The following is a 24,176-nucleotide window of genomic DNA, read 5'->3' as shown; positions in this document are numbered from 1 at the left end:
AACGCAACGCGTTTCCGGGGCCGCAGAAAGGGGCTGTTACGCCTCTTCCTCGCGTTCTTTCATATAGCCCACGCGTTTGGGCTTTTTCTTGCCTTCTTCCTGATGCAGGGTCACGTTGAGGCCAAGGCTCATGAGTTCCTTCACCAACACGTTGAAGGATTCGGGCAGACCGGCTTCAAGGAAGTTGTCGCCCTTGACGATCTTTTCGTACATCTTCACGCGTCCGGTCACGTCGTCCGACTTGACCGTAAGGAATTCCTGCAGCAAATAGGCCGCGCCGTAAGCTTCCAGAGCCCACACTTCCATTTCACCAAGACGCTGACCACCGAACTGGGCTTTACCGCCGAGGGGCTGCTGCGTCACCAGCGAGTAGGGGCCAGTGGAACGGGCATGGATTTTTTCGTCAACCAAGTGGTGCAGTTTGAGCATGTACATGACGCCCGTGGTCACGCGGTTCTTGAAGGGAACACCCGTGCGGCCATCGTACAGGGTGGTTTTGCCGTCGTTGGCAAGACCAGCCTTGTCCATCCAGCCCCAGATTTCTTCTTCGGTCGCGCCGTCGAACACCGGGGTCTTGGTAACAATGCCGTTGCGCAGCTTGAGGGCGGAGGCCTTGAATTCCTCATCGTTCATGCTGTCCACAAGGGCGTTGATTTCAGGCGAATTGTAAACGCCCTTCAGTTCTTCGCGCACAACCTGCATGGCCGCGCCGGAGTCAACCAGTTCGGCCAGCTGCCGACCCAGTTCCTTGGCGCCCCACCCAAGGTGGGTTTCCATGATCTGCCCGATGTTCATACGTGAAGGCACGCCCAGGGGGTTCAACACGATGTCCACGGGGCGACCGTCGGCAAAGAACGGCATGTCTTCTTCCGGCAGAATGCAGGAAACAACACCCTTGTTACCGTGGCGGCCAGCCATTTTATCGCCCACAGAGAGCTTACGCTTGATGGCGATGTGCACCTTGACCATCTTGATGACGCCAGGGGGCAGATCATCGCCTTCCGTAACCTTTTCGCGCTTGGAGTCGTAAATGGCCTTCAGGTATTCAACCTGCTGGTCGTAAGACTTGAGCACATCGGCCACGGCGTCGTTGACTTCCTTGCTCTTGAACAGGCCCGCGAGTTTCTTCACGGGGATCTGTTCAAGCACGTCTTCGGTCAGGGCTGCGCCAACTTCGGCCAGCACTTCGCCCTTCTTTTTGCCAGGCACTGAGGCTGCGATCTGCTTGCCCAGCACATGCGGGGCAATCTGAACGCGGGTGCGGTCGGACAAAGCGCGAAGGTGATCAGATTCCTTCTGGTCCAGCACGGATGTGTCGTGGCTTTCAATGGTCAGCGTGCGGTCGTCCTTCTCGCCGGAGCGGCGGTTGAAGACCTTCACGTCAATGATGGTGCCTTCCACTCCCGGGGGAACCTTGAGGGAGGTGTTTTTCACATCCCTCGCCTTCTCGCCGAAGATGGCGCGAAGCAGCTTTTCTTCAGGGGTAAGCTGGGTTTCGCCCTTGGGCGTGATCTTGCCCACAAGGATATCGTCGGGCTTGACCGCTGCGCCGATGCGGATGATGCCGCTTTCGTCCAGGTTGCGCAGCATTTCTTCGCTGACGTTGGGAATATCGCGAGTGATTTCCTCCGGTCCAAGCTTGGTATCGCGGGCCACTACCTCGAATTCTTCAATATGAATGGAGGTAAAGGTATCCTCGCGAACGGTGCGCTCGGAAATGAGGATGGAGTCTTCGTAGTTGTAACCGCACCAGGGCATGAAGGCGACCACCAGGTTTTTGCCGAGGGCCAGTTCGCCTTCGTCAATACCGGGGCCGTCAGCCAGAATCTGGCCCTTTTTCACGGGCATGCCGGGGTAGCAGGTGGGCTTTTGCCCAAAGCAGGAGTTCTGGTTGGACTTGTGGAACTTCAGCAGATCATAGGCGCGCACGCCGCCCTGCTTGGGGAACACATCGCCTTCGTACGAAACGATGAGGCGGTCGGCGTCCACATATTCCACCTTGCCCGGAGCGGGAGCCACGATGCACGCGCCGGAGTCGCGGGCCACGTCCACTTCCATGCCGGTGCCCACCAGGGGTTTTTCGGCGCGCAGAAGCGGCACGGCCTGACGCTGCATGTTTGAACCCATGAGCGCACGGTTGGCGTCGTCGTGTTCCAGGAAGGGAATGAGCGCGGCAGAGATGGAGACCATCTGGCTGGGCGAAATGTCCATCAGGGTCACTTCTTCACGCAGGTTCATTTCCACTTCGCCCTTGACGCGCACGGTAACGTATTCGTCAAGCAGATTGCCATCGGCGTCGGTGCGGGCGTTGGCCTGAGCCACAACCTGACCGCCTTCGCGGGATGCATCAAGGTGCACCACATCATTGGTAACGCGGGCATTGCGCACAACGCGGTAAGGCGTTTCGATAAAGCCGTAGTCGTTCACCTTGGCAAAGGTTGTCAGCGAAACGATCAGACCGATGTTCGGGCCTTCAGGCGTTTCAATGGGGCAGATGCGGCCATAGTGCGAGGTGTGCACGTCGCGCACTTCAAAGCCCGCGCGTTCACGGGTAAGACCGCCGGGGCCCAGAGCCGAAAGGCGGCGCTTGTGCGTCACTTCGGAGAGCGAGTTGGTCTGATCCATAAACTGCGAAAGCTGCGAGGTGCCGAAGAATTCTTTCAGCACAGCCGCCACAGGCTTGGGATTGATCAGGTCGTGGGGCATGAGCGTGGAAATTTCCTGAAGGCTCATGCGCTCCTTGATGGCGCGTTCCATACGCACAAGGCCGATGCGGTACTGGTTTTCCACCAGTTCGCCCACCAGACGCACACGGCGGTTGCCAAGGTGGTCGATATCATCGGCGGGGCCGTGGCTGTCCTTCAACTGCACCAACACCTTGATGGCGGTGAGGATGTCGTGGTCGGTCAGCGTACGCAGGTCGTCAGCCTCATCCAGGCTCAGACGCTGGTTGAGTTTATAGCGGCCCACGGGCGACAGGTCATAGTAGTCGCCGTTGCGGAACAGGTTGTCAAAGAAGCTGGCCGCAATTTCCGGGGTAGGCGGAGAAGACGGACGCAGACGACGGTAGATTTCTTCCTGCGCTTTCTGCTGGTCGGGGATGCGATCCTGAACCAGAGTATCGCGGATGGACGAAGACGTATCCGTGCCCTTGGTGTGCAGCACGGCAATGCGCGTGATGCCCGCTTCGCGGAAGCGGTCGAGCAGGCCTGCGGTGATTTCGTCCGCGGCTTCAGCCAGCACTTCGCCGGTCTTGGGATCGGTCACGTCCAAAGCCAGGAACATGGCGTCCAGCGTGTCGGGGCGAACTTCAATGGCTTCAATGCCCGCTTCGCAGATCAGGCGCCAGCTGCGCTTGGTGATGGGCTTGCCAGCCTTGACAATGACATTGCCCTGCGCATCGATGATGTCGGCGTAGGCGTTGTCCTTGCGGTACAGATCCTTGCGCACTTCCCAGAACAGGCTGCTGGCCGACTCAATGCGGTAGTGCTCCTGCGAGTAGAAGTATTCAAGAATCTGCTCCTTGCTCATGCCCATGGCCTTGAACAGGATGGTGGCAGGCATCTTGCGGCGGCGGTCGATGCGGACGTACAGAATATCCTTGTGGTCGAAGTCAAAGTCGAGCCACGAGCCGCGCATGGGGATGATGCGGCAGGAATAGAGCACTTTGCGGCTGGTGTGGGTCTTGCCGCCGTCGTGCTCAAAGATGATGCCCGGCGAGCGCTGCAACTGGTTAACGATGACGCGCTCGGTGCCGTTGATGATAAACGTGCCCTTTTCCGTCATCAGGGGCAGGGTGCCAAAATAGATATCCTGCTCTTTGATGTCGCGGATGGTGCGGTTGCCCGAAGCTTCATCGGTGTCATAGACAACCAGGCGCACCTTGATGCGCATGGGTGCCTCGTAGGTCAGCCCCTTGGAAATGCACTCGGCCTGGTCGTACTTGGGTTCGCCGATTTCATAGCTGACGAACTCAAGACTGGCGGTCTTATTGAAATCCTCAATGGGGAAGACGGTGTGGAACACACCTTCCAGCCCTTCCTCTGGGCTGCGGTCGGCATCTGAAACGCCTTCCTGAAGGAATTTCTGGTAAGAATCTATCTGCAGATTCAGCAGATGTGGGATAGGGAGGGAAACCTTGATCTTGCCGAACTGTTTGGTGAGCTGGCCCATGGGTACCTCAAGATAGGTAGCGGTTGCGCCCCGGCTGCGCGAGACAAATCAGCATGCCTAAGCCGGCGGGCAAAAAACTTGCTGTCACTGCACCCTGAAAGCGTAATCTGGTGGGAAGGCTAAAAAGAACTTACTGCGGGCAAGGCGTAAAAAACCCATCCCTGTCTGGGTAAACAGGGCTGGGGTCAGGGCATTACCTTTAATATATATGCTTGGTCAGTAAGTTATTGAAAAACAGAAAGGAGCCTCCCGCACCAATCGTTGAAAGAGGATGCATACTAGGAATCCGAGTCCTTGGCAAGCAAAAAAAGCGGGAGAGAAAAATAAAAAAGCCTCTGTTCACTAATTTACCTCAGTGGGAACTTCATGACAAGACAAAAAAATCGCCGGATGGAGCGGTTATTCTCGTTTGAGCACACAAACCGCACTGGCAGGCGCACAAAAGAACGTTTTTTCCAGCCGCCTTAAAATTTGCCGCGCCTTAACCTATTTCAAACAGGGCCTGCCCCTCCTCGGCTCTCCGGCTCCAGGCCGTGATATGCCCATCGTTGGAAACCTTGATGCCGATGCCGTGCTCGGCCAGGGTCATGGCTGCCGCCTTGCGCCCACCGCTGCTGCTGCCGCCGGGAATCTTGAGGATAGCCCCCACCGCAAAAACGCTGCCATCGTCAAAGATCAGGGTTGCGCCATCAATGGAAAGAAGTTCGGCCCGCAGCTTGCGTGGAATCTGCGCAAAATTCAGGCTTGGCAGTGCCGAGCGCAGCAGTGCGGTTTTGCTGCTGGCATTGTGCCCTAGCATGTCGCCCTGGCTGACTATTTCGTTCAGGTAGCCGTGCAGCCTGTCTTGCGAGATACGCACCAGTTCATCCTGCGAAATGTTCTGCCCAATGCGCTGATTCCGGCGCTCGTTTATCATCCACGGGGTAACGGCGTTTGTGCGGAAAAAGCCGATACACGCGCCCTTGCGCCTGAATGAAACGTCGAGCAGGCTCAGGTACAGCGCCTCAATGGTGCCCCTGCTGCCGCCTTGCCCCTGATAGCCAAGCTCGGCAAGGTAGGCCTGATGCGAAAAATGCAGCCACTTGCCGCGCCTTTTGGCAAAAAATAACTGCCTGTTTTTGAAGATGAGGATGTCGCCGTTTCTGCTGAGGCAAAAGGCACACCTGTTTTGTGATGTCCAATAGGCCACGGGCAGAAAGGACAGAGGCGCGTAAACATGGGCCGCCTCGGCCTCTGCGGGCAATGCCGCCTCGCAGTAGGCGGTTATGCCGCCCTCTGCATTGCACACAAGCAGGGTATCGCAGCCGGAGGTGAGCACCTTGGCGTAGTCTTCCTTGCTGGCATCAAAAAAATTCACGCTGCCGGGGCGGAGGTCGTCTTCGTCAATGCCCACGCAGAAGGATATCTTGTCGCCTTCATACGTTTCGCTCGACCAGAACGACAGCAGATTCAGCATGCGCAGCACCGTTGTGTGGCGCTCTGGCGAGAGTATTTTGGCAATGCCGATGATCTGGGCCTGCCGTATGCACACAGCGGCGTAATCATCTATATGGGGCGTGGTGAAGATTTTTTCCCATTCATCAAGGATGGTTCGGGCAATGGCCTGCTCCGTTTCTGTAAACGGAATGGCGCGGAAGAGGTACACTTCATCCTCCGGTTGGCCGGTAAGGGCGACCCTCAGCATAAAGCGCCTGCCGTTCATTTCGGCGAGGTCTTCAAAATTTTCCCTGGTGTAGTCATCGTCCAGAATTTCTGTTGCTGGGCCGAAGAGGGGGGCAAGGTATTCTGCCACTGTCTCGATGATGGCTTTTTTTGCTTCCATGATGCTACTCCCTATGGGCATTGGCAGAATCGGCAACCCGCGAAGATACCGCACCTGATGCAGTAGGCTGGCGTGGGCTAAATCAGACGGACCCAGCCAGGCCCCGGACTCAGGCGTCTTCCTGCTTCCAGAGGGTTAAAATGTTCTTGCCGTCCGCAGTGCGGGCATATTCCATCCTGCTCATGATCTTGCGCATCATGGCAATGCCCAGACCTCCCTCGCGGCGCTGCTCGGCGGGCAGGCTTGTATCCGGGTCCGGCTGGTGCAGGGGGTTGAAGGGGCGGCCTGTATCCTGAAACTGCATCACGGCCTGGAAAGGCCCGGAGCGCGCCCGACAGCGCACCAGCACTGTTCCCTGATCAGGGGCATAGGCATAGTGGGCAATGTTGGCAAAGACTTCTTCCGCAGTAACCAGCAGCATTGGCAGGGTGGCGGCAGGGCACTGGGCGACCTTGAGCTTTTCTTCCAGAAAGGCCAGCAGAGTTTCCAGATGAGCGTCATCCGCCGTTATGAGCAGTTCATCCCAAGCCAGACCAGTAAATTCCAGCGCCAGAATGGTGATGTCGTCCGCCTGCTCCACGCCAGCGGCAAAGTCGTCCACCCGACGCAGCAGGGCCTGCACGGTCTGCTCCGCATCCATACGCTCGGTACCCATCACGGCGCTTTCTATGCCGCTGAGGCCAAGACGTTCGCCCCGGCTGTTTTCCGCCTCGCTGACGCCATCAGTATAGAGCAGCAGACGGTCGCCGGGGGCAATCTGGAAGGTCTGCTCCTTGTACCGGGAATTGGGCATTGCCCCCAGCGGCAGGCCATGGCCTGCTTCAAGCCATGCGTAGCGGCCTTCGGCGTGTTTGAATACCAGCGGATGCTCATGCCCGGCATTGGCGCAGATCAGCCGCCCGGTGGTGAGGTCGAGCACAGCCAGAAAGGCCGTGAGAAAGATATCCTGATCATTGTGCGCCGTGATGCGTTTGTTGGCCTGCGTGAAAATCTCTGCCGGGGAAAGGCCCGATTCCGCAAGGCTCTTGATGAGGGTCTTGGCCGTCATCATAAACAGGGCCGCGCCGATGCCCTTGTCCGCCACATCGGCCACCACAATCACCAGCTGGTTTTTATCCCGCAGATAGAAGTCGTAAAAATCGCCGCCCACCACCTTGGCGGCACGCATGACGGCAAAAATGTCAAAGTCTTCCCGCTCTGGATAGGCGGGGAAAACACTTGGCAGCGAGGAGCACTGGATGGCGCGGGCAAATTCCAGCTCTGCGTCTATGCGGCCCGCTGCGGCGCTGATGGCCGCCTTGAGGCTCTGCACGGTCTTGTTGATGCCGTCCGAGAGCAGCCCGAATTCCGGCGTGGTGCGCTCGTTGAGCACCACATCCAGATTGCCGGACGTGATTTTTTGCAGGTCTTCGTTGACGCGGTATACATCGTTGATAACCAGCCGTTTGACCAGATGCGACACCATCCAGAAAATCACGGCAAACAGCGCCATATTGCAGGCCGCGATGTACAGGAGCATGCTGTCGCGCGAAAAAAACACCTCGCTGCGGGGCAGCAGGGCAAAGAGGGTGTAGCCCTCCACCTCGATGTCCTGGCAGATGTACTGCTTGCCGAGAATGGAAACCAGCCCCTTGCCGTCAGGCTGTATGAGGCCGAGGGCATCCACATTCGCCCCAAGGGGAACAGCGGTCTCGTTGCCCGTGCTGATGACGGCTCCGTAAATGGCGATGGCCATAAAACCGTTGGAGCCAATATGGTAGCGCGGTGCGATTTGATCCACCGCAGCGGAGCGCAGGGCGGCTGTCAGTCGCTTGGGTGAATAGCCGATCTGCACAATGCCCGTGCAGTCGCGGCGGGCCACGCCAGCATACTGAAAGGGTTCGTGGTCTGCGCCGCGCTCTTCAATATCCTGCACAAGGGCAAAATCCAGATCGCGCAGGGCTGGCAAAAATGCCGCAGACTGCGGCGAGGACGCCATGTCGTAGCCCGCAAAGGGGCCCGTGGAGGCTATGATCACGCCCCGGTCGTCCGCAACGTTCAGCTCTTCCACATCCAGCAGTTTGCGCAAAAAGTGTAAGATGGTTGGGACGTTAAGGATGTTTGGGTTTTGCGTGATTATGGCCGCAAAGGCCCGCGCCTTGGTCAGCGCGCCAGCATCCGAAATTTCGCGGATGTAGGCGGCATTGGTGATGACCATGCGCAGATATTTTTCCCCATCGTCCAGGTTGCTGGAAAGCATATGGCGGGCGTTTTCTTCGGCCTGCCGGGTCTGCAACAGGTAGGATGCGGCAAGTGTGAGGCAAAAGGCAGGAAAGATGCAGATAAAAAGCCATTTGTGAAATAATTTGTGCATGGCGGCCCGCCTTTGCGGGCTTGCCCGCTCAGCATAAGGAAAGCCCGAACCTGGCGGCGCGGGCTTGCGGGTGTGCGGCTATTCTATGGTAAACAGATCCACAAAACCTGTGATGCTGAACACTTCTCTCACGGTTTCATTGGCGTGGATGATGCGCATGCCCTTGCGCTGAACCATGCGCTTGTGCAGGCGCAGCAAAATGCGCAGGCCTGCGCTTGAAATATAGTCCACCTCGCTGAAATCAAGCACCAGCTCGTCCGCAGCGCCGCAGTCTTCTTGCAAATCCCTGTCCAGCGCCGGAGCCGTCACGGTGTCGATCTTGCCCGCTATGCTGACATGCAAAACGCCGTCAGCCAATTTTTTGCAAACCTGCATGTGGGGCCTCATAATGATTTTGGTGGAGCAATCGTATAGCTCTTGCATATCTCTACGATTACAGCGCCCCGCCCGCAAGAGGAAAATACGTATCGGCGGGGCAGGGGCGAGGGCGCACGGGCCGTGCTGGCGGGCCTGATTACGGGGAACCGTCAATTGAGGCCGCATGCCGCTATTCAACCCGAATGGCGTATTTCACCGCGTAGCAGTCGCCGCCCTCCTGCATGACGTAACTCATCATGTCGCACACATAGACATCGCTTTTCATGGTCAGGCCTGCGGTGCTGACCTTCTTCAGCATATCGGCAAGGGCCAGCCTGTGCGAGGCATCCGTGCCGTTGTGGGCCAGAATGGCGTATTTTCCCTCAGGTTTTATATGGAGGAGGGAGGGCGGCGTGGAGCGCCGCACCTTGGTGAAGTAATAGCGCTCAACATAGCTGCCCTGCCGTATGTCATCCAGGCAAAAGACAACGCCAAAGGGGTAACGCGGTTTTTCTTCCTGCTGATCATATCCCCGATTATATTCCACAAAGCGTTGTACAAGTTCCCATTGCGACTCTGAGGGGCTTGCGCCTGTGGGGGTCATTTCCAGCCGTTCTGCCTTTTGGTGCCGTACGGTCATGGTGTCGTATTCAAAATCCAGGGCTTCGCGCAGGCAGCCGGTCATGTCTTTGAGCATCAATCTGCGCTGGGCCACTCGGCGCAGTTCCTTTTCTGCGGCGAGCTGTTTTTCCCGCAGGAAGGACAAGAAATCCTCGCCGTTCATGTTATGCAGGTGCGCCTTGACCTCCTTCAGCGAACTGCCGACCTCCTTGAGCATGGAGAGCAGGTCAAATTCAAAATACTGCTCAATCCCGTATCGGCGGTACCTGTTTTCTGAAACGTGTCTGGGTTTCAGCAACCCTTCCTTTTCATAAAACAGCAGGGTGCCTTTTTGCGTGCCGCACAGGCTGGCGAATTCGCCTGAGGTGAGCAGATTCTTTTTCATTTCATTTTTCCCTTGACTCTAAAGTAACTGTATAGTTTACGCTGGCAAATTACAGGCAAAAGGGCAAGCCGGAAGTTGCTTGCCCATACAAGAGCAGAGGTGTTTGTAATGCGCTGGTTTAGTATGAAAAAAATTCGACTGTGGCTGCTCGTGCCCTTGTGGCTGACTGTGCTCGCCCTTGGCTGCAACAAGGCGGAGGAGTCTGGCCCAGCCCATGCCGAGGTGCAATACCTTGTGCTGGGGGAAGAAAAGTTGACCCTGAGCAGTACGCTGCCGGGGAGAGTGTCCGCGCTGGTAACGGCGGAGGTTCGGCCTCAGGTTGACGGCATTGTCATTGAGCGTCTTTTTGAAGAAGGCGCAGATATAAAAAAAGGGCAGGTCTTGTACCGCATAGACCCGGCCATCTATCAGGCGGCCCACGCCACGGCCAGAGCCTCGCTTGCGGAGGCAAAGGCTGCTGTTACCGCCATTGCCCTGCTGGAAAAACGTCAGCGGCAATTGATAAAGCAATACGCCGTAAGCCAGCAGGAGCTGGACAATTCCATCTCGCAGCATGGTCAGGCCCGCGCCCGCGTTGCCAGGGCGGAGGCCGAGCTTGAAACAGCGGCCATCAATCTTGCCTATACAGAAATAAAAGCCCCAGTGTCAGGCCGCATTGGGGCCTCTGCCGTTACGGTCGGCGCTCTGGTTACGGCCAATCAGTCATCCCCTCTGGCCGTTATCCAGCAGATTGACCGCGTCTATATTGATATAACGCAATCCAGCGCGGAAGCTATCCGCCTGCGCCGCGCCCTTGCGCAAGGCCGCATATCTGCCAAGGGGAATACCGCCAAAATCCGGCTGACGCTGGAAGACGGCTCGCCCTATACGCCAGTCGCCACAGCAGCGCACGCTGGTGAATCGGCCTGGATACAGGGCGACCTGCTGTTTTCTGAAATATCTGTCGCGCAGAGCACGGGGAGCATCATGCTGCGGGCTGTGGTCGATAATCCTGACGGGCTGCTGCTGCCGGGCATGTACGTTAAGGCCGCTATTGAAGAAGGTTCGGTGGACAAGGCAGTGCTGATCCCGCAGGGGGCCGCCTTTGTGAACAATACGGGCGGGCATTCTGTTTACGTGTTGCAGAAAGAAGGCACGGAAGACGGGATTTTTCGTCTGACGCGGCGCGATGTGAGCATTGACCGCGCATACGGCAACCGCTGGATTGTGGGCGCGGGCCTCAGCGCTGGCGACATGCTGGTGGTTGAGGGCTTCCAGAAAGCGGCCCCCGGTGAACTTGTGCGGGGCGTACCCGCGCAATCTTTGCAAACAAAGGCCGCCCCTGCGGCGTCTGCCACCGAGGCACGGTAGGGTATGGCAGCTTTTTTCATCAATCGCCCCATCTTTGCCTGGGTTATTGCCATCATCATTATGCTGGCCGGGCTGCTGGCTCTTGGCAGGCTCCCCGTTGCGCATTACCCGGATATCGCCCTGCCGCAGATATCCATCTCTGCCCAGTACCCAGGAGCGACCGCGTCCATTGTTGACCGCAGCGTCACGCAGATCATTGAGCAGCAGATAAAAGGTCTGGACAACCTGCTGCACATGAAATCAACCAGCAGTTCCTCCGGCGGTACGGAAATTACCCTCACCTTTGCTGCGGGCACGGATGCCGATACGGCGCAGGTGCAGGTGCAGAACAAGGTGCAGCAGGCTCTTTCCCTGCTGCCCGATATAGTGCAGCGGCAGGGCGTCCAGGCGTCCAAAGCCGTGGACAATTCCTTCATGACAGTGGCTTTTTACGATGCCAGCGATACCATGCGCCCCAATGACATAAGCGACTATGTGGCAAGCTCGCTTGTTGACCCCTTGAGCCGCGTTCAGGGCGTTGGTGCAATCACCCTGTACGGTTTTCAAAATGCCATGCGCATCTGGTGCGACCCGGACAAAATGCGCCAGTACAAGCTGAATCCTCAGGATATTATTGCTGCCGTGCGCGCCCAGAACGCCCAGGTTGCTGGCGGTCAGGTGGGGGCGGCCCCTGCCTTGCCGGGGCAGGAGATCAATATTGCCATCAACGCCTCATCCAGCCTGGAAACAGCGGAACAGTTTGAACAGATTCAGCTGCGGGTGGAAGAAAACGGATCCGCAGTGCTGCTTAAGGATGTTGCCCGCATCGAACTGAATGAAGAAAGTTCCATGGGCACCACATTTTTCAACGGGCATGCGGGTACGGGGCTGGCTTTCAAGCTTTCATCGGGGGCCAACGTTCTGCAAACCACCAGGGGAATCAAGGCCGAATTGCAGTCGCTCGCCAGCTTTTTCCCGCCGGGGTTGAAATATGCCTATGCTGACGACCGCGCGCCCATTGTGGAAAAATCCATACGGTCGGTTGTGCGTACCCTTTTTGAGGCCATTGCCCTTGTTGTGGCGGTGATGTTTGTGTTCATGCAGAGCTACCGCGCCACGCTTATTCCGGCCATTGCCGTACCTGTGGTGCTGCTCGGGGTGTTCGCGGTATTTGCGGCCACGGGTTTTTCCATCAACACATTGACCATGTTCGGCATGGTGCTGGCTATTGGTCTTTTGGTGGATGACGCCATTGTTGTGGTGGAAAATGTGGAGCGCCTCATGCGCGACGAGGGGCTTTCCCCAAAGGAGGCCGCGCTCAAATCCATGAGGCAGATAACCGGGGCACTTGTGGGCGTTGCCGTGGTCATATCCGCCGTGTTTGTTCCCATGGCCTTTATGCCCGGCTCCACCGGGGCAATCTTCCGGCAGTTTTCCGTGACCATTGTTGCGTCAATGGTACTTTCTGTAGTGGTTGCCATTGTGCTTACGCCTGCCCTGTGCGCCACCATGCTGCGTACGCATGGCAATGGAACGGGCGAAGGCTTCTTTGGGCGCTTCAACCGATGGTTTGCCGCCTTTACGGAACGCTACAGCCGTGGCGTGAGCGGCATGGTGCGGCACCCCTTGCGGTGGGGCGTGGTATTTGCGGTTTTGGCAGCAGGGTGCCTGGCTTTGTTTATGCTTTTGCCTTCGGCATTTTTGCCGGATGAAGATCAGGGCATCCTGTATGTTGACGTGCAGTTGCCGCCGAGCGCGTCACTTGAGCGCACGGAAAAGATTGTCAAAGAGATTGATGCCTACTTTCGCAAAGACGAAAAGGATTCCATAGAAAGCGTCATGAGCGTTATCGGCTGGGGATTCAGCGGTTCCGGCCAGAACTCGGCCATGGTGCTTCCCCTGCTCAAGGACTGGAGCAAACGCGGCCCGGGGCAGAGCGCCTCTGACGTGATGGAACGCGCCACGGAACGGTTTTCATCCATAGCCGGGGCGGAAATAGTTGTGATGTCGCCCCCGGCGGTCATGGAGCTTGGCACTTCCTCTGGCTTTGAGCTGGAACTGATGGATCGCGGCGGCAAAGGGCACGCGGCCTTGCTCAACGCCAAGGATGCCCTGCTGGAAAGTGCGGCAAAATCCACTGCTGTTACCAGCGTAAGGTATAGCGGCATGGCCGATACCGAGCAGTACGATCTGGTCATCGACAACAGCAAGGCTGGCGCTTACGGCCTGAGCAGAGCCGAAATAAACAGCGCCATCAGCGCCTACTGGGCGGGTGAATATATCAATGATTTTTCGGATAAGGGCAGAACAAAAAAGGTATACCTTCAGGCGGAGCCTTCGGTTCGCGCCGGAGTAGACGATTTCAGGCGCTTTTATCTGCGCAACGCCAAGGACGAGATGGTGCCGTTCTCCAGTTTTATCGGCGTAAAGTCCGTTTTGGCTTCCCCAAGCCTGACCCGCTATCAGGGCATACCGTCCGTAAAGATTGAAGGGGCCGCCGCGCCGGGGCAAAGCACCGGGCAAGCCATGACGGCAATGGAAAAAAGCGCGGCAAGTATGCCCCCCGGTTTTGATTATGCCTGGACGGGGCTTTCCTCTCAGCAGCGTGTGTCCGCAAGTCAGGCCCCTTTGCTGTACGCTGTTTCCATTATCGTGGTCTTTCTTTGTCTGGCTGCCCTGTACGAAAGCTGGACTATCCCGCTGGCAGTGCTGCTGGCGGTGCCCACGGGCATTGTGGGCGCACTGGGCGGTGTGTACCTGCGCGGCATGAATAATGACATTTACCTGCAAATTGCACTGCTGACGATCATTGGCCTGTCGGCCAAGAACTCAATCCTGATCGTGGAATTTGCCAGAGAAATGCACAGGGGCGGCAAAGATCTGGTTGCAGCCACTGTGGAGGCCTCCCGGCTTCGTCTGCGGCCCATCATAATGACCTCGCTATGCTTCATTCTTGGTGTGGTGCCGCTGGCGCTCAGCAGCGGGGCAGGCTCCGGCGCGCAAAACGCACTTGGCACAGCAGTGCTGACAGGCATGATCACCGCAACAGGTTTGGGCATTTACTACACGCCGCTGTTCTTCATCGTCGTGACCCGTTTTTTCAGCGGAAAGCTGCGGCGAAAAGAGCCTTCTGCCGAACCTGCGGCGCAGCCAGAACAACATTGAGCATGGCATGAACAGAGATGATGATTTTGAAATACAGGAGGTTGCTGTGGCAAAATTTGAAACGGAACGTCTTGTCCTGAGACCTTTTGAAGCCAAGGATGCGGCAGGCCTGTTTGAAATGCTTTCGCATCCACGCGTCCACTGTTTTGCGCCTGACCGTCTGGATTCGATGGAAGCAGCGGTTGCCGACGTTGCGCGGCGAAGCGCAGACCCCGTGCAACTGGCGGTTTGCCTCAAAGAGCAGGATGTGATGATCGGGCTGATGTTTGCCGCGAATGATGAGCCGGATACCTATGGCCTGGGCTGGCATCTGAACAGCAGTCATGAGGGAAAGGGATACGCGAGCGAGGCCGCAAGGGCGTTCATTGACATCCTTTTTACCCACAAGGGCGCAAGGCGGGTATATGCCTATGTGGAAGATGACAATATCCGCTCGCAAAAACTGTGCGAGCGGCTGGGCATGCGCAGGGAAGGGCTTTTCAAGGAGTTCATTTCATTTGTCAGCAATGCCGATGGAACGCCCAAATACGAAAATACATGCCTCTATGCCCTGCTGAAAAAGGAATGGAAAAACAAACAATAGCGGATGCAGTGGGGCATATGCACAATTCTTGACGGGTGCGGCTGGCGTCAGGCGCACTCCTCATCTGCATACGCGCCCTGCCAGACAATCTTTCTATAGATGTGCGGCACCGTGTCGCCCTCGGTGCTGATGAGCAGAACCGAGGCTTCGGCGTTCAGGCCCAGAGTTTCGCGCTGATCTGCCGCAGCGGGGCTGCTCATGAGCCAGTGCAGTGCGCCCGCGCCAGCCGCGCCAGATTCGCCGGAAACAATGGGCTGATCACCCCTCACGGGTGCCGCCAGCATGCGCATGCCGTTGGCTGCCATGTAATCCGGGCAGGACATGAAGGCCGTGCTGTAATCCTTGAGGATGCTCCAGGCCAGACTGCTCGGCTCGCCGCAGGCAAGCCCGGCCATGAGGGTCTGCAGGTCGCCGCCCACGGCATGGGCCTTGCCGTCGCCCGCCAGTGCGGAGCGGTAAAAGCAATCGGCGGCATGCGGTTCCACCACAATGAATCGTGGGGCCGCCTCGCCAAGGGCCGCCACCAGAAAACCCGCAACCGCAGCGGCAAATGATCCCACGCCCGCCTGAAGAAAACAGTGGGTCGGGCGAATGGCGGCTGCGCCCATCTGCTCCAGAATTTCTGCGGCAAGGGTCAAGTACCCCTGCATGATCCATGCGGGAATCTGCTCGTAGCCATCCCACGCGGTATCCTGCACCATCACATAGCCTTTCTCCTGCGCCAGATTCCAGCTCATACGCACGGTGTCGTCATAATTGAGATGAGTGATGCTGCACTGCGCGTCAAGCGCCAGAATGTTGTTCTGGCGGGTTTTGTCCGACCCTTTGGGCATGTAGATGATGCAGGGGTAGCCCAGCTCGCGGGCTGTCCATGCCAGCCCCCTGCCGTGGTTGCCGTCCGTTGTGCTGATAAATGTTATCTGCCCTGCGGCTGCTCTGGCGGCGGGGGCGTCAAGCATGCCCCGCACAAAGCCCTCGGCTGGCAGGTGCATGCGCTCGGCAAGGCAGCGAGCCACGGCGTAGGAGCCGCCAAGCACCTTGAAGGCATTGAGGCCAAAGCGGTGCGATTCATCCTTTACGCAGACGTTTTTTAGGCCAAGGCTTGCCGCCAGCCCCGGCAGGCTTACCAGCGGAGTGGGGCGGTACTGGCTGAAAGATGCATGGTACGCGCGGACGTGCCGGGCCATGGCGGGTGAAAAATCGGTAACGTCCACGCCCTGAGCGGGCGCGGTGCGAAAGGGATTGAGCAGCAGGGATGCGGGCATGGGCGGTTTCCTTGGTGGGATTGGCCTGCGGCGTCAGGGCCGGGCAATAGCAAGTATAGCGGCGGCTTGCCCATCTGGGCAAGGGGGCTACCTCGGGAATGGCGGCCCTAAGAAAAAATGGGCATACCATGCAGGCTGGTGCCCTTACGCGAGAAGGTGCCGGAGTAGAAGAAAAATGAATGCAGCTAAGGAATACGCCCTTTGGGGCTGTAGAAAGCGCACGAAAAAAGGGTTACATTTTTCAGTGTACCCCTTTTTTCTCGAGTGGCGTCCCCAAGGGGATTTGAACCCCTGTTGGCGGCGTAAAAGGACAGCCTCTAAAATTGCAAATTAAATAAATTAGTAATGTTAGGGTGCATCCAGATACATCAAAAGACATCCGCACACACCCCGAACTAACCCCCTTTTTAACTCTTTCCCGCACATATCAACCGAAGGCCGTAGGCTCAGAACTTGTGCTCTCATTCCTACTCAATTTTTTACCTTCAGGTGTTAGAGAATAAATGGGGGTAAGCGGCAGCCGCTGCCAAGCCTGATCACTGAGGCGAGGAATATTGTTCGTCCAAAGCTGTGCCAACTTGGCGCTGTTGATCAACATGATTCTTTTACTCTCCTGGCTGCGAGCGTAGTTTTCAGCATCACGGGTGAAGCCGCTCGTGCAGAAGAAATACCACTGTCGTGCTGGCCTATGTTTGCCATAAAAGACTTCAGGTCTGGAGCTGTGACGGCCTTTTGCTGTTGTTTGACCTGCCTTTGATACGCGGCCCCTGCGTACCCAGAGGGTCTGTATAGAGGACATTACCGAGGCTCTTTGGGGCAGTCGAGTCAGCCCAAGCACAATAAGCGACTTGCATCAGAAGATTTTTGAGCGGGTTGAGGAATGGCGCAACCGGCCCCTTGAACCAAAATCCCCGTACATTTTTGTGGATGGGATATGGCTGAAATGCTCTTGGGGTGGCGAAGTACAAAACGTATCAGTGCTTGTAGCCATTGGCGTGAGTACCAGCGGCTCAATACGAAACCATGCTTTACCAACTGGCTGCTACAAAATGTGCGAAAAATTCTGGACACTCCCACCCTTTTAACCTTCCTACGGAAGAGCACATGTGCTTAAAGCCTGGAGGTTGTAGGTTCAAATCCTGCCCCCCCAAACCACTTCCTACATAATTCAATCACCGTCCCAGTCTAGTTACCGAGAAACGGCGGCTGTGCTCGATCGAAATAATTATTATTACTATTACTAACTTCCTGTCGCGTCACACAACTCAGCACCGAACCAGCGCTTGAAACTCATCAATGGGCATTGGCCGCCCGAAAAGGAACCCTTGAAAGGCTTTGCAGCCCAAGCTGGTGAGGAAGCCCTTCTGAGCTTCGGTTTCCACGCCCTCGGCAATAACCGACAGACCCATGGCCTGTCCCAAGGCGACAATGGTTCGGGCAATGGCCGCGTCATTGGCGTCCGTCAGCAGATCCTTGACGAACGATCTGTCGATCTTCACCTGGTCCAAGGGCAGGCGTTTCAGGTAGGACAGCGACGAGTAGCCGGTCCCGAAATCGTCCAGCGAGAACGTCACGCCACGGGACCGCAGAGCCAACATCTTGGCGATGACGTCTTCGACGTTGTCCACCAGCATGCTTTCCGTGAGCTCAAGCTTGAGGTGCTGAGGGTCGGCCCCAGTTTGCTCCAGCGTCGTAACCGTCTGATCGATGAAGTTCGGCTGCCGGAACTGGAGGGCGCTGACATTGACCGCGAGCGTGAGATGGGCCATGTCCGGCTGGTCACGCCAAGCCGCAATCTGACGGCAGGCGGTTTGCAGCACCCACTGCCCCAAAGGCAGGATCAACCCGGTTTCCTCGGCCAGGGGAATGAAGTCTCCCGGCGTCACCACGCCCCGCTCCGGATGGTTCCAACGTATCAGCGCCTCGGCACCGACAAGGCTGCCATGATCCCATTGCGGTTGGTAATGAAGAGAGAATTGTTCTCTTTCGATGGCCAGATGCAAATCATTTTCCGTCTCCACACGGGAATCGAGGATGTTCTGGAGGTCAGGCGAAAAAAAGCGTATCACATTGCGTCCTGCAGCCTTAGCCTGATACATCGCGATGTCGGCCTGCATCAGAAGCTTGTCCGTTTTCTCATGCTGCCCCCCGAACATGGCGATGCCGATGCTGGTCGTGCTTCGGTATTCTCTGTCGGCAAGCTGATAAGGGTTATTGATGGCGGCAAGGATTTTCTCGCCGACTCCCTCGGCCTGTTTCGCCGCCTCTTCAATAGATTCACTCAACTGTTCGATGAGCACAATGAATTCGTCTCCGCCCAGTCGGGCCACGGTGTCGGCCTCGCGCACACTGGCGACAAGACGCGCGGCGACTTCTTGCAAAAGGAGGTCGCCGATGGCATGGCCACTGCTGTCGTTCAGGGTCTTGAAGTTATCGAGATCTACGAACAACAAGGCGCATTTGCACCCGTCCCTGGTGGAAAGGGCGAGAGCTTGCTGCAGGCGGTCCATCAAAAGTCGTCGATTGGGCAGATGCGTTAACGGGTCGTAAAATGCGAGGGTCTTGATCTCCTCTTCGGCCATCTTGATGTCGGTAATATCCCGTGTGACGGAAAGAATGCAGCGTTCACCATCGAGTTCGATGACCGACGCAGACATCAAACCCCAAAGTAGTTCCCCATTCTTTTTCCTGAATTGGGCCTCTACGTTCTGGCAGATTGAATCCTGCTTCAGTCGTTCGACCAGATACACGCGACTTTCGGGATCGCCCCAGATATCGATGTCGAAGGACGTGCGCCCCCGAACGTCATCTTGGCCAAAGCCCGTCATGTTGATAAATCCGTCGTTGATCTCGACATAAGCCCCATCGTCCAGACGGTTGATGGCGATGGCGTTCGGGCTGGTCTTGAAAACGAGACGATAGCGGGCTTCGCTGGCGCTCAGCGCCTTCGCCGATTGCTGTCGCTCTGCCTCGCGGGCGAAATTGCCCAGCGCAAAACTGATATCCATCGCCATTTCGATCAAAAGCTTGCGGGCCTCCTCATCGAAGGCATCGACCGTGTCGGCGTAGATGACAAGGCACCCGACCGCAGAACCTGCGCGATGTAACGGGAGAGAGGCCAGCCCGTGAATTCCGGCATTCGCCGCGCGTTCATGCCAAGATTGCGAGGTGGGACCGATCTCTAAATCACGGGCGAAATCTTGATACCATATTGCCTGATCATCGCGGATTGAGGTGGTGGCAGGTGCCCTCGAAAGCGGGTTCCCCACATCCATTGGAATCGACAGATCATCCAGATACCCCGTGTCGTCGCCATACGAGGCGACCGGTTCGACCAGCGAGCCCTCCTCGTTGACAAAGCCGATCCAGGCCATTTTCGCAAAGCCGTAATCGACCGCGCAGCGACAGATCTTCGGGAACAGTTCGACTTCGCTGGCGCAGTGTACGATCGCCTGATTGCACTGGCTCAACGCCGCGTAGAGATTGGCCAGACGCCGTGATCTGGCCTCGGCCGCCTTACGCTGGCTGATGTCATGGACGATGGACGAGAGGATGGGCCTGCCGTCGAATTCCACCGGCGTGGAATAGACCTCGACATCGCGGACCTCGCCGGAAGCGAGCCGGTGACGGAAGTCGAAATAGTAGCGTTCCTCGCGAAGCGCCTGCTGGTATTCGAGCGCGACCTCCTCGGGGGGCAGTATATTGATCTGATTGATGTTCATTCCCGTCAAACGTTCCGGCGCATAGCCGTAATAGGCCGACGCGGCGCGATTTGCGGCGATGATCTCCCCGTTCGACGGATCGACCAGCAACATGACCGAGCCATTATCCTCGAAGAACCTTCGGAATCGGGCTTCACTTTCGGCCAGCGCCTGCTCGGTTCTCTTGCGCTCGGTGATGTCGAATTGTGTGCCGATGTAATTGGTGACGTTTCCCTTTTCGTCCCTGACCACCGAGACGGTAAGCCAGGTGGCATAAAGATCGCCATTCTTGCGGCGATTCCAGATTTCTCCCTGCCAACTGCCGGCATGGTCTATGGCGTCCCACATGGCCCGGTAAAGCGCCGCATCGTGACGCCCGGATGAAAACAAGCGAGGTGTTCGGCCGATCACTTCTTCTGCTCGATAGCCGGTGATCTCCAGGAATGCCTGATTGGCGCGCAGGATCACTTTATCCGGGTCTGTCACAATCATGCCTTCCTGGGAGTTGAAGGCAGCGGCGGCAATGGCCAGTTCGGCATTCTGCGCGGCAATCCGGGCGTGAAGCGTGGCTAGCCGTCGATTCCAGATCAGAACGCCCGCGAACAAAACTGCGACGGCAAGTCCGATTTTCCACATCAGGGCATAATCGAAGCCTTGCTCGTAGCGGACGGCGAGCCATCTATTGAGGATCTCCTGGCGTTGCTCCTGGGGTAGGGCATTGATCGCGGCCTGGAAAATGCTGCCCAACAGCGGCTCGTCGTTGCGTGTCGCCACCGACATCTCGAATTTTTCGTCCAGTTGTCCGGCCACTTTGAGATCGAGAAGCGCATGAGATTGGATCTGGTAGGCGACGATGGGCAACGCGCTGACAAAGCCGAACAACTTTCCCATTCTGACTTGTTGCAACCCTTCGAGACTGTTATCGAATTCTGTTATGTGGGCCGTCGGATACTGCGCCTTGAAGGCCGCGACATAGGTCGTTTCCCTGATACCGCCAAAGGATTCATTTAAAAATGGTTTTAAAGAGACGATAAAGGGTTGATCGTTCCGGGTCACGACGGCAATGGGCATGGAAAGATAAGGGGTGGTGAAATCCAGGAACTCTTTCCGCTGTTCGGTCATCCCGGCATAGGAAAGAATATCGCATCGCCGGGACTTGACGAATTCGATCGATTCGTTCCACGTCTTGGTCGGGACCAGGGTTATCTCCGTGCCGATGAGGTTCGCCAATTTCGAGATGATATCGGCGGCGATTCCTTGATGGACGCCGTCGCTGGTAATCTGGGCAAAGGGCGGGGTCGACGGCGCGGAACACATCCTGATCGACCCCTTGCGGCGAAGGTAGTCCTGTTGTTCCTCGGTCAGGTCGATGCGTTTGACCTCGGGTGTCGTTTCGCTGACGGCGCCGGAGCCGAACCACTTGGTTTGTAATTCCTGCAACTCGCCGGGTGTCACCGAGGCCAGCGCCTTGTCGAGTATGGAGACCAACTGCGGAGCGGTCTTATGCGCCATGAAGTAAAAAGATTGAGGCCTTCCCTTGTCGAATCCCTTGGCCCAGGCGGAAATCTTCAGGTCCGTAAATCCTCGTCTCCGCAGCCAGTACTCGGCAACTCCATCCCCTTGAACCGCGGCATCGGCATCTCCGTTCGACACGGCCTCCAGCATCTGCTCGACGCTGTCGCGGAAGAGACGTTTGATGCCGGGGTACTGTGTCGCCAAAAATTCCGAGTCCGCCCACGTCTTACCGGTCGCGACGGTCTTGCCGTTCAACTGCTGGAAATCGGAAATGTTCGCGTCATCCTTGCGCGTGACAAATACCTGCTTCATGCGAAAGTAGGGCTCGGAGAAGATGCCGAGTTCTTTTCGTTGCGGTGTGCGATAAAGCGAATGCAACAGGTCCAGATAGTCCTGCTTGAACAGTTGTAGAAGCTCTTCCCGGGTCGGCCGGGTGACATATTCCACTTTGAACCCGATGCGCTGGGCAAGCAGGTTGATCAGATCGATGCTGTAGCCCTGCGGCCGGTCCCCGACGGCAAAATCGAAAGGTGGCAAGTTGGTTTGATTCCCTACGCGGATAACGGGATGATCTTGTAGCCAAGCCCTTTCATCATCCGTCAGCCCAAGACTCTGAGCCTGATCGACGGCTACGGCCAGTGCGCTGGCCGCCAGAAATATCGCGGTGGTCAGTACCATAAACAGCCATTTGATACTGTTCATGAGATACTCCTGGCTTTGTACGGCGATCATTCCATAGCAACCGACTCTTTTTTCTGCACCTGCAAACTTCAATCCGCAGTCGGTGGGCAAAGTATGGGTAGATGCATTTATGCCACAAGCAAAAATATTTGTGAATAAACACTCCTTCTCGAATCCGGCCGAAACTACTGAATATGTCTGGATATCTTCACTATTCCTTTCCTGAAATATTTTCCTGCACGCAACGTTATCTCGGATTCCGAGTCGCAATCCCCTTCAAAGCGAAAAATGAGACAATAATGGGCGGTTGCAGTCTGCTTCATGGAACTGCATTTCTATCTTGGCAGAGGACACGGGGTGACAACTGTTCCCCCACCCGATAGGGCGCAGTGCGGAACTGAGCATGCTGTGGATTGCCGTGGAGTAATACGACGAACGTAACATCTAGGTCGTCATGTATGCCGCCATACATCTGCTGGCGACATCCTCTAAATAAGATGCGGCGTTTGAGCCGCATATTCACCGCAAAAATTACGACAAAAATTACGACGAATATTGCTTTTGCGGAGAATCTCTGCCGTATTCTCCGCAAAAGGTACGGCGATTATGCGCTATATTCACGAAAGTCCAGACTGGCCGACATTTCAGTGGGACATTGCAACGCTGGCTGAACAGCTTGCCGCCATTCGCCACAAGCAGGGCTTGCTCTTGGGCCGGATGAGTGCCCTTGGCTTCTCCATCCGCGCAGAGGCTGGCTTGGAGACTTTGACCCTGGATGTGGTGAAGTCGAGCGCCATTGAGGGGGAATCCCTTGATGTGGCTCAGGTGCGCTCTTCGCTGGCTCGAAGGCTTGTACTTGATATTGGCGCCCTGATGCCCCCGAACAGAAGCGTGGAAGGCGTTGTGGAAATGATGCTGGACGCAACACAGCGCTATGCTGAACCGCTTACAGCGGAACGGCTGTTTGGCTGGCATGCGGCGCTATTTCCTATCGGATTCGGGGCATCACGACGATCACCGTGGGCGCGAGGCGCAAGCCAGAAGCCGGGCCCATGCAAATTGTCTCCGGCTACATCGGCCATGAGAAGGTTCATTTTGAAGCCCCGGTGGCAGAACGCCTTGATACGGAAATGAGCCACTTTCTGGAGTGGTTCAATGCGCCGTTGCAGCTTGACCCTGTAATGAAGGCGGTAGCAGCGCACCTCTGGTTTGTGACTATCCACCCTTTTGAGGATGGTAACGGGCGCATAGCTCGTGCCATTGCAGATTGCGCCCTGGCGCGGGCCGACGACTGTCCGCAACGCTTTTACAGCATGTCCGGCCAGATCGAGCGGGAGTGCAAGGAACATTACAATATCTTGGAACGTACCCAAAAGGGCGGCTTGGATATCACGCCTTGGCTGAACTGGTTCCTTGGCTGCCTGGGGCGGGCTATTGATGGAGCCGATGAAACTTTGGCCATAGTCTTCCGCAAGGCTCATGTGTGGCAATATGCCAATCAGTACCCGCTCAATGAACGACAGCGAGCTATCATCAACCGCCTGTTGGTCGAATTTGAGGGAAAGCTGACCAGCGGCAAATACGCAGAACTGGCAAAGTGTTCTCCGGATACCGCCTTACGGGATATTCGGGGATTGATGGGATATGGCATTTTGCGGCAAGGCGAGAGCGGCGGGCGCAGCACAAATTATACATTGGTGGAGAAGGCTGCCAAGCAGTAACGCCCTGAGATAAAGGTTTTTAGTAAAAGCTAAAATACCAAAAGCCTTGCAGGGGATAACGACCTTGAGACGTCCAGCAGCAGCCTTGATTGCGTTGGCCTATCTATTTCTGTCCTCCATGCGGCTCAGGGCGTCCTTGCTGAGGACACATATTCACGCCGTGTTTTCACACTTCCGCCAGTAAATCTCGCACAGGTGCCCTGTGGGCTCTCGTGGCGTACCTCAACGTGAGAAACAGTGTCGAAATCCTTCGGAAAAACTGTCCGTTAAAGGGGCTTGCCCCCGTCTTTGGTGTAGGGCCGTGAAGAGTCAGGCAGACAGCGCCGCTAACCAGTGCGTAAAGAAAGCTGGCCGTAAGGGCCACAGCCTGTAGCGGGCGTACGAAAAAAGGGTTACATCTTTCGATGTAACCCTTGATTCTCAAGTGGCGTCCCCAAGGGGATTTGAACCCCTGTCGACGGCGTGAAAGGCCGTTGTCCTGGGCCGGCTAGACGATGGGGACGCG

General features: G+C 56.7%; 12 protein-coding genes, 1 tRNA gene and 1 pseudogene. 6 read left to right on the top strand and 8 right to left on the bottom strand.

Annotated features, from left to right (window positions below; genetic code table 11):
* Positions 1-36: 36 nt before the first annotated feature.
* From rpoB to RDK48_RS14585, 5 genes are all read right to left on the bottom strand, one after another.
* Positions 37-4,173 (bottom strand): DNA-directed RNA polymerase subunit beta, encoded by a 4,137-nt coding sequence (gene rpoB / locus RDK48_RS14605; protein ID WP_298998008.1) that lies wholly within the window; start codon positions 4,171-4,173, stop codon positions 37-39.
* 481 nt (positions 4,174-4,654) lie between these two features.
* Positions 4,655-5,995 carry a hypothetical protein gene (locus RDK48_RS14600; RefSeq protein WP_298998010.1) on the bottom strand — a complete coding sequence of 447 codons (1,341 nt, stop codon included), beginning with the start codon at positions 5,993-5,995 and terminating at the stop codon, positions 4,655-4,657.
* A gap of 109 nt (positions 5,996-6,104) precedes the next feature.
* On the bottom strand, positions 6,105-8,348 hold the full coding sequence (locus RDK48_RS14595; protein WP_298998011.1) for a SpoIIE family protein phosphatase: 2,244 nt from the start codon (positions 8,346-8,348) through the stop codon (positions 6,105-6,107).
* A gap of 78 nt (positions 8,349-8,426) precedes the next feature.
* Positions 8,427-8,723, bottom strand: coding sequence for an STAS domain-containing protein (locus RDK48_RS14590; protein WP_209818972.1), 297 nt, complete (start codon positions 8,721-8,723; stop codon positions 8,427-8,429).
* Positions 8,724-8,895: 172 nt separating this feature from the next.
* Positions 8,896-9,711 carry a MerR family transcriptional regulator gene (locus tag RDK48_RS14585; protein ID WP_298998012.1) on the bottom strand — a complete coding sequence of 272 codons (816 nt, stop codon included), beginning with the start codon at positions 9,709-9,711 and terminating at the stop codon, positions 8,896-8,898.
* A gap of 108 nt (positions 9,712-9,819) precedes the next feature.
* On the opposite strand from RDK48_RS14585, the gene RDK48_RS14580 reads away from it, so the two are divergent.
* From RDK48_RS14580 to RDK48_RS14570, 3 genes are read left to right on the top strand one after another with little or no spacing between them, the layout of a single operon-like run.
* Positions 9,820-11,061, top strand: a complete 1,242-nt coding sequence (locus RDK48_RS14580) for an efflux RND transporter periplasmic adaptor subunit (protein ID WP_308588048.1) — start codon at positions 9,820-9,822, stop codon at positions 11,059-11,061.
* A gap of 3 nt (positions 11,062-11,064) precedes the next feature.
* The gene (locus RDK48_RS14575; RefSeq protein WP_298998016.1) at positions 11,065-14,205 is read left to right on the top strand and encodes an efflux RND transporter permease subunit; all 3,141 of its coding nucleotides are present in this window, start codon (positions 11,065-11,067) and stop codon (positions 14,203-14,205) included.
* Between the two features lie 46 nt (positions 14,206-14,251).
* Complete coding sequence (locus tag RDK48_RS14570; RefSeq protein ID WP_298998017.1) at positions 14,252-14,788, top strand: GNAT family N-acetyltransferase; 537 nt, start codon at positions 14,252-14,254, stop codon at positions 14,786-14,788.
* 47 nt (positions 14,789-14,835) lie between these two features.
* Here RDK48_RS14570 and dpaL read toward each other — a convergent pair whose 3' ends face one another.
* Positions 14,836-16,053: a diaminopropionate ammonia-lyase gene (gene dpaL, locus RDK48_RS14565; protein ID WP_298998018.1), complete on the bottom strand. Its 1,218-nt coding sequence runs from the start codon at positions 16,051-16,053 to the stop codon at positions 14,836-14,838.
* A gap of 788 nt (positions 16,054-16,841) precedes the next feature.
* Here dpaL and RDK48_RS14560 point away from each other — a divergent pair.
* A pseudogene (locus RDK48_RS14560) lies at positions 16,842-17,063 on the top strand (transposase); the annotation flags it as partial.
* A 255-nt stretch (positions 17,064-17,318) separates the two neighbouring features.
* Here the strand turns inward: RDK48_RS14560 and RDK48_RS14555 are convergent.
* Entirely contained in the window at positions 17,319-21,971 is a 4,653-nt protein-coding gene (locus RDK48_RS14555) for an EAL domain-containing protein (RefSeq protein ID WP_298998019.1), read from the bottom strand.
* A 585-nt stretch (positions 21,972-22,556) separates the two neighbouring features.
* Between RDK48_RS14555 and RDK48_RS14550 the strand changes: the two genes are divergently transcribed.
* Both RDK48_RS14550 and RDK48_RS14545 read left to right on the top strand, forming a co-directional pair.
* Entirely contained in the window at positions 22,557-23,084 is a 528-nt protein-coding gene (locus tag RDK48_RS14550; RefSeq protein ID WP_298998021.1) for a DUF4172 domain-containing protein, read from the top strand.
* Complete coding sequence (locus RDK48_RS14545; RefSeq protein WP_374042287.1) at positions 23,081-23,671, top strand: Fic family protein; 591 nt, start codon at positions 23,081-23,083, stop codon at positions 23,669-23,671. The genes RDK48_RS14550 and RDK48_RS14545 overlap by 4 nt, the downstream gene beginning before the upstream one ends.
* A 425-nt stretch (positions 23,672-24,096) precedes the next feature.
* On the opposite strand, the gene RDK48_RS14540 is transcribed toward RDK48_RS14545, so the two are convergent.
* A tRNA-Glu gene (locus RDK48_RS14540) sits at positions 24,097-24,173 on the bottom strand.
* Positions 24,174-24,176: the final 3 nt, after the last annotated feature.

The organism is uncultured Desulfovibrio sp. (assembly GCF_902477725.1).
In the GTDB taxonomy this organism is placed as follows: Bacteria; Desulfobacterota; Desulfovibrionia; order Desulfovibrionales; family Desulfovibrionaceae; genus Desulfovibrio.
This window is presented reverse-complemented; position numbering and strand designations above follow the sequence as displayed.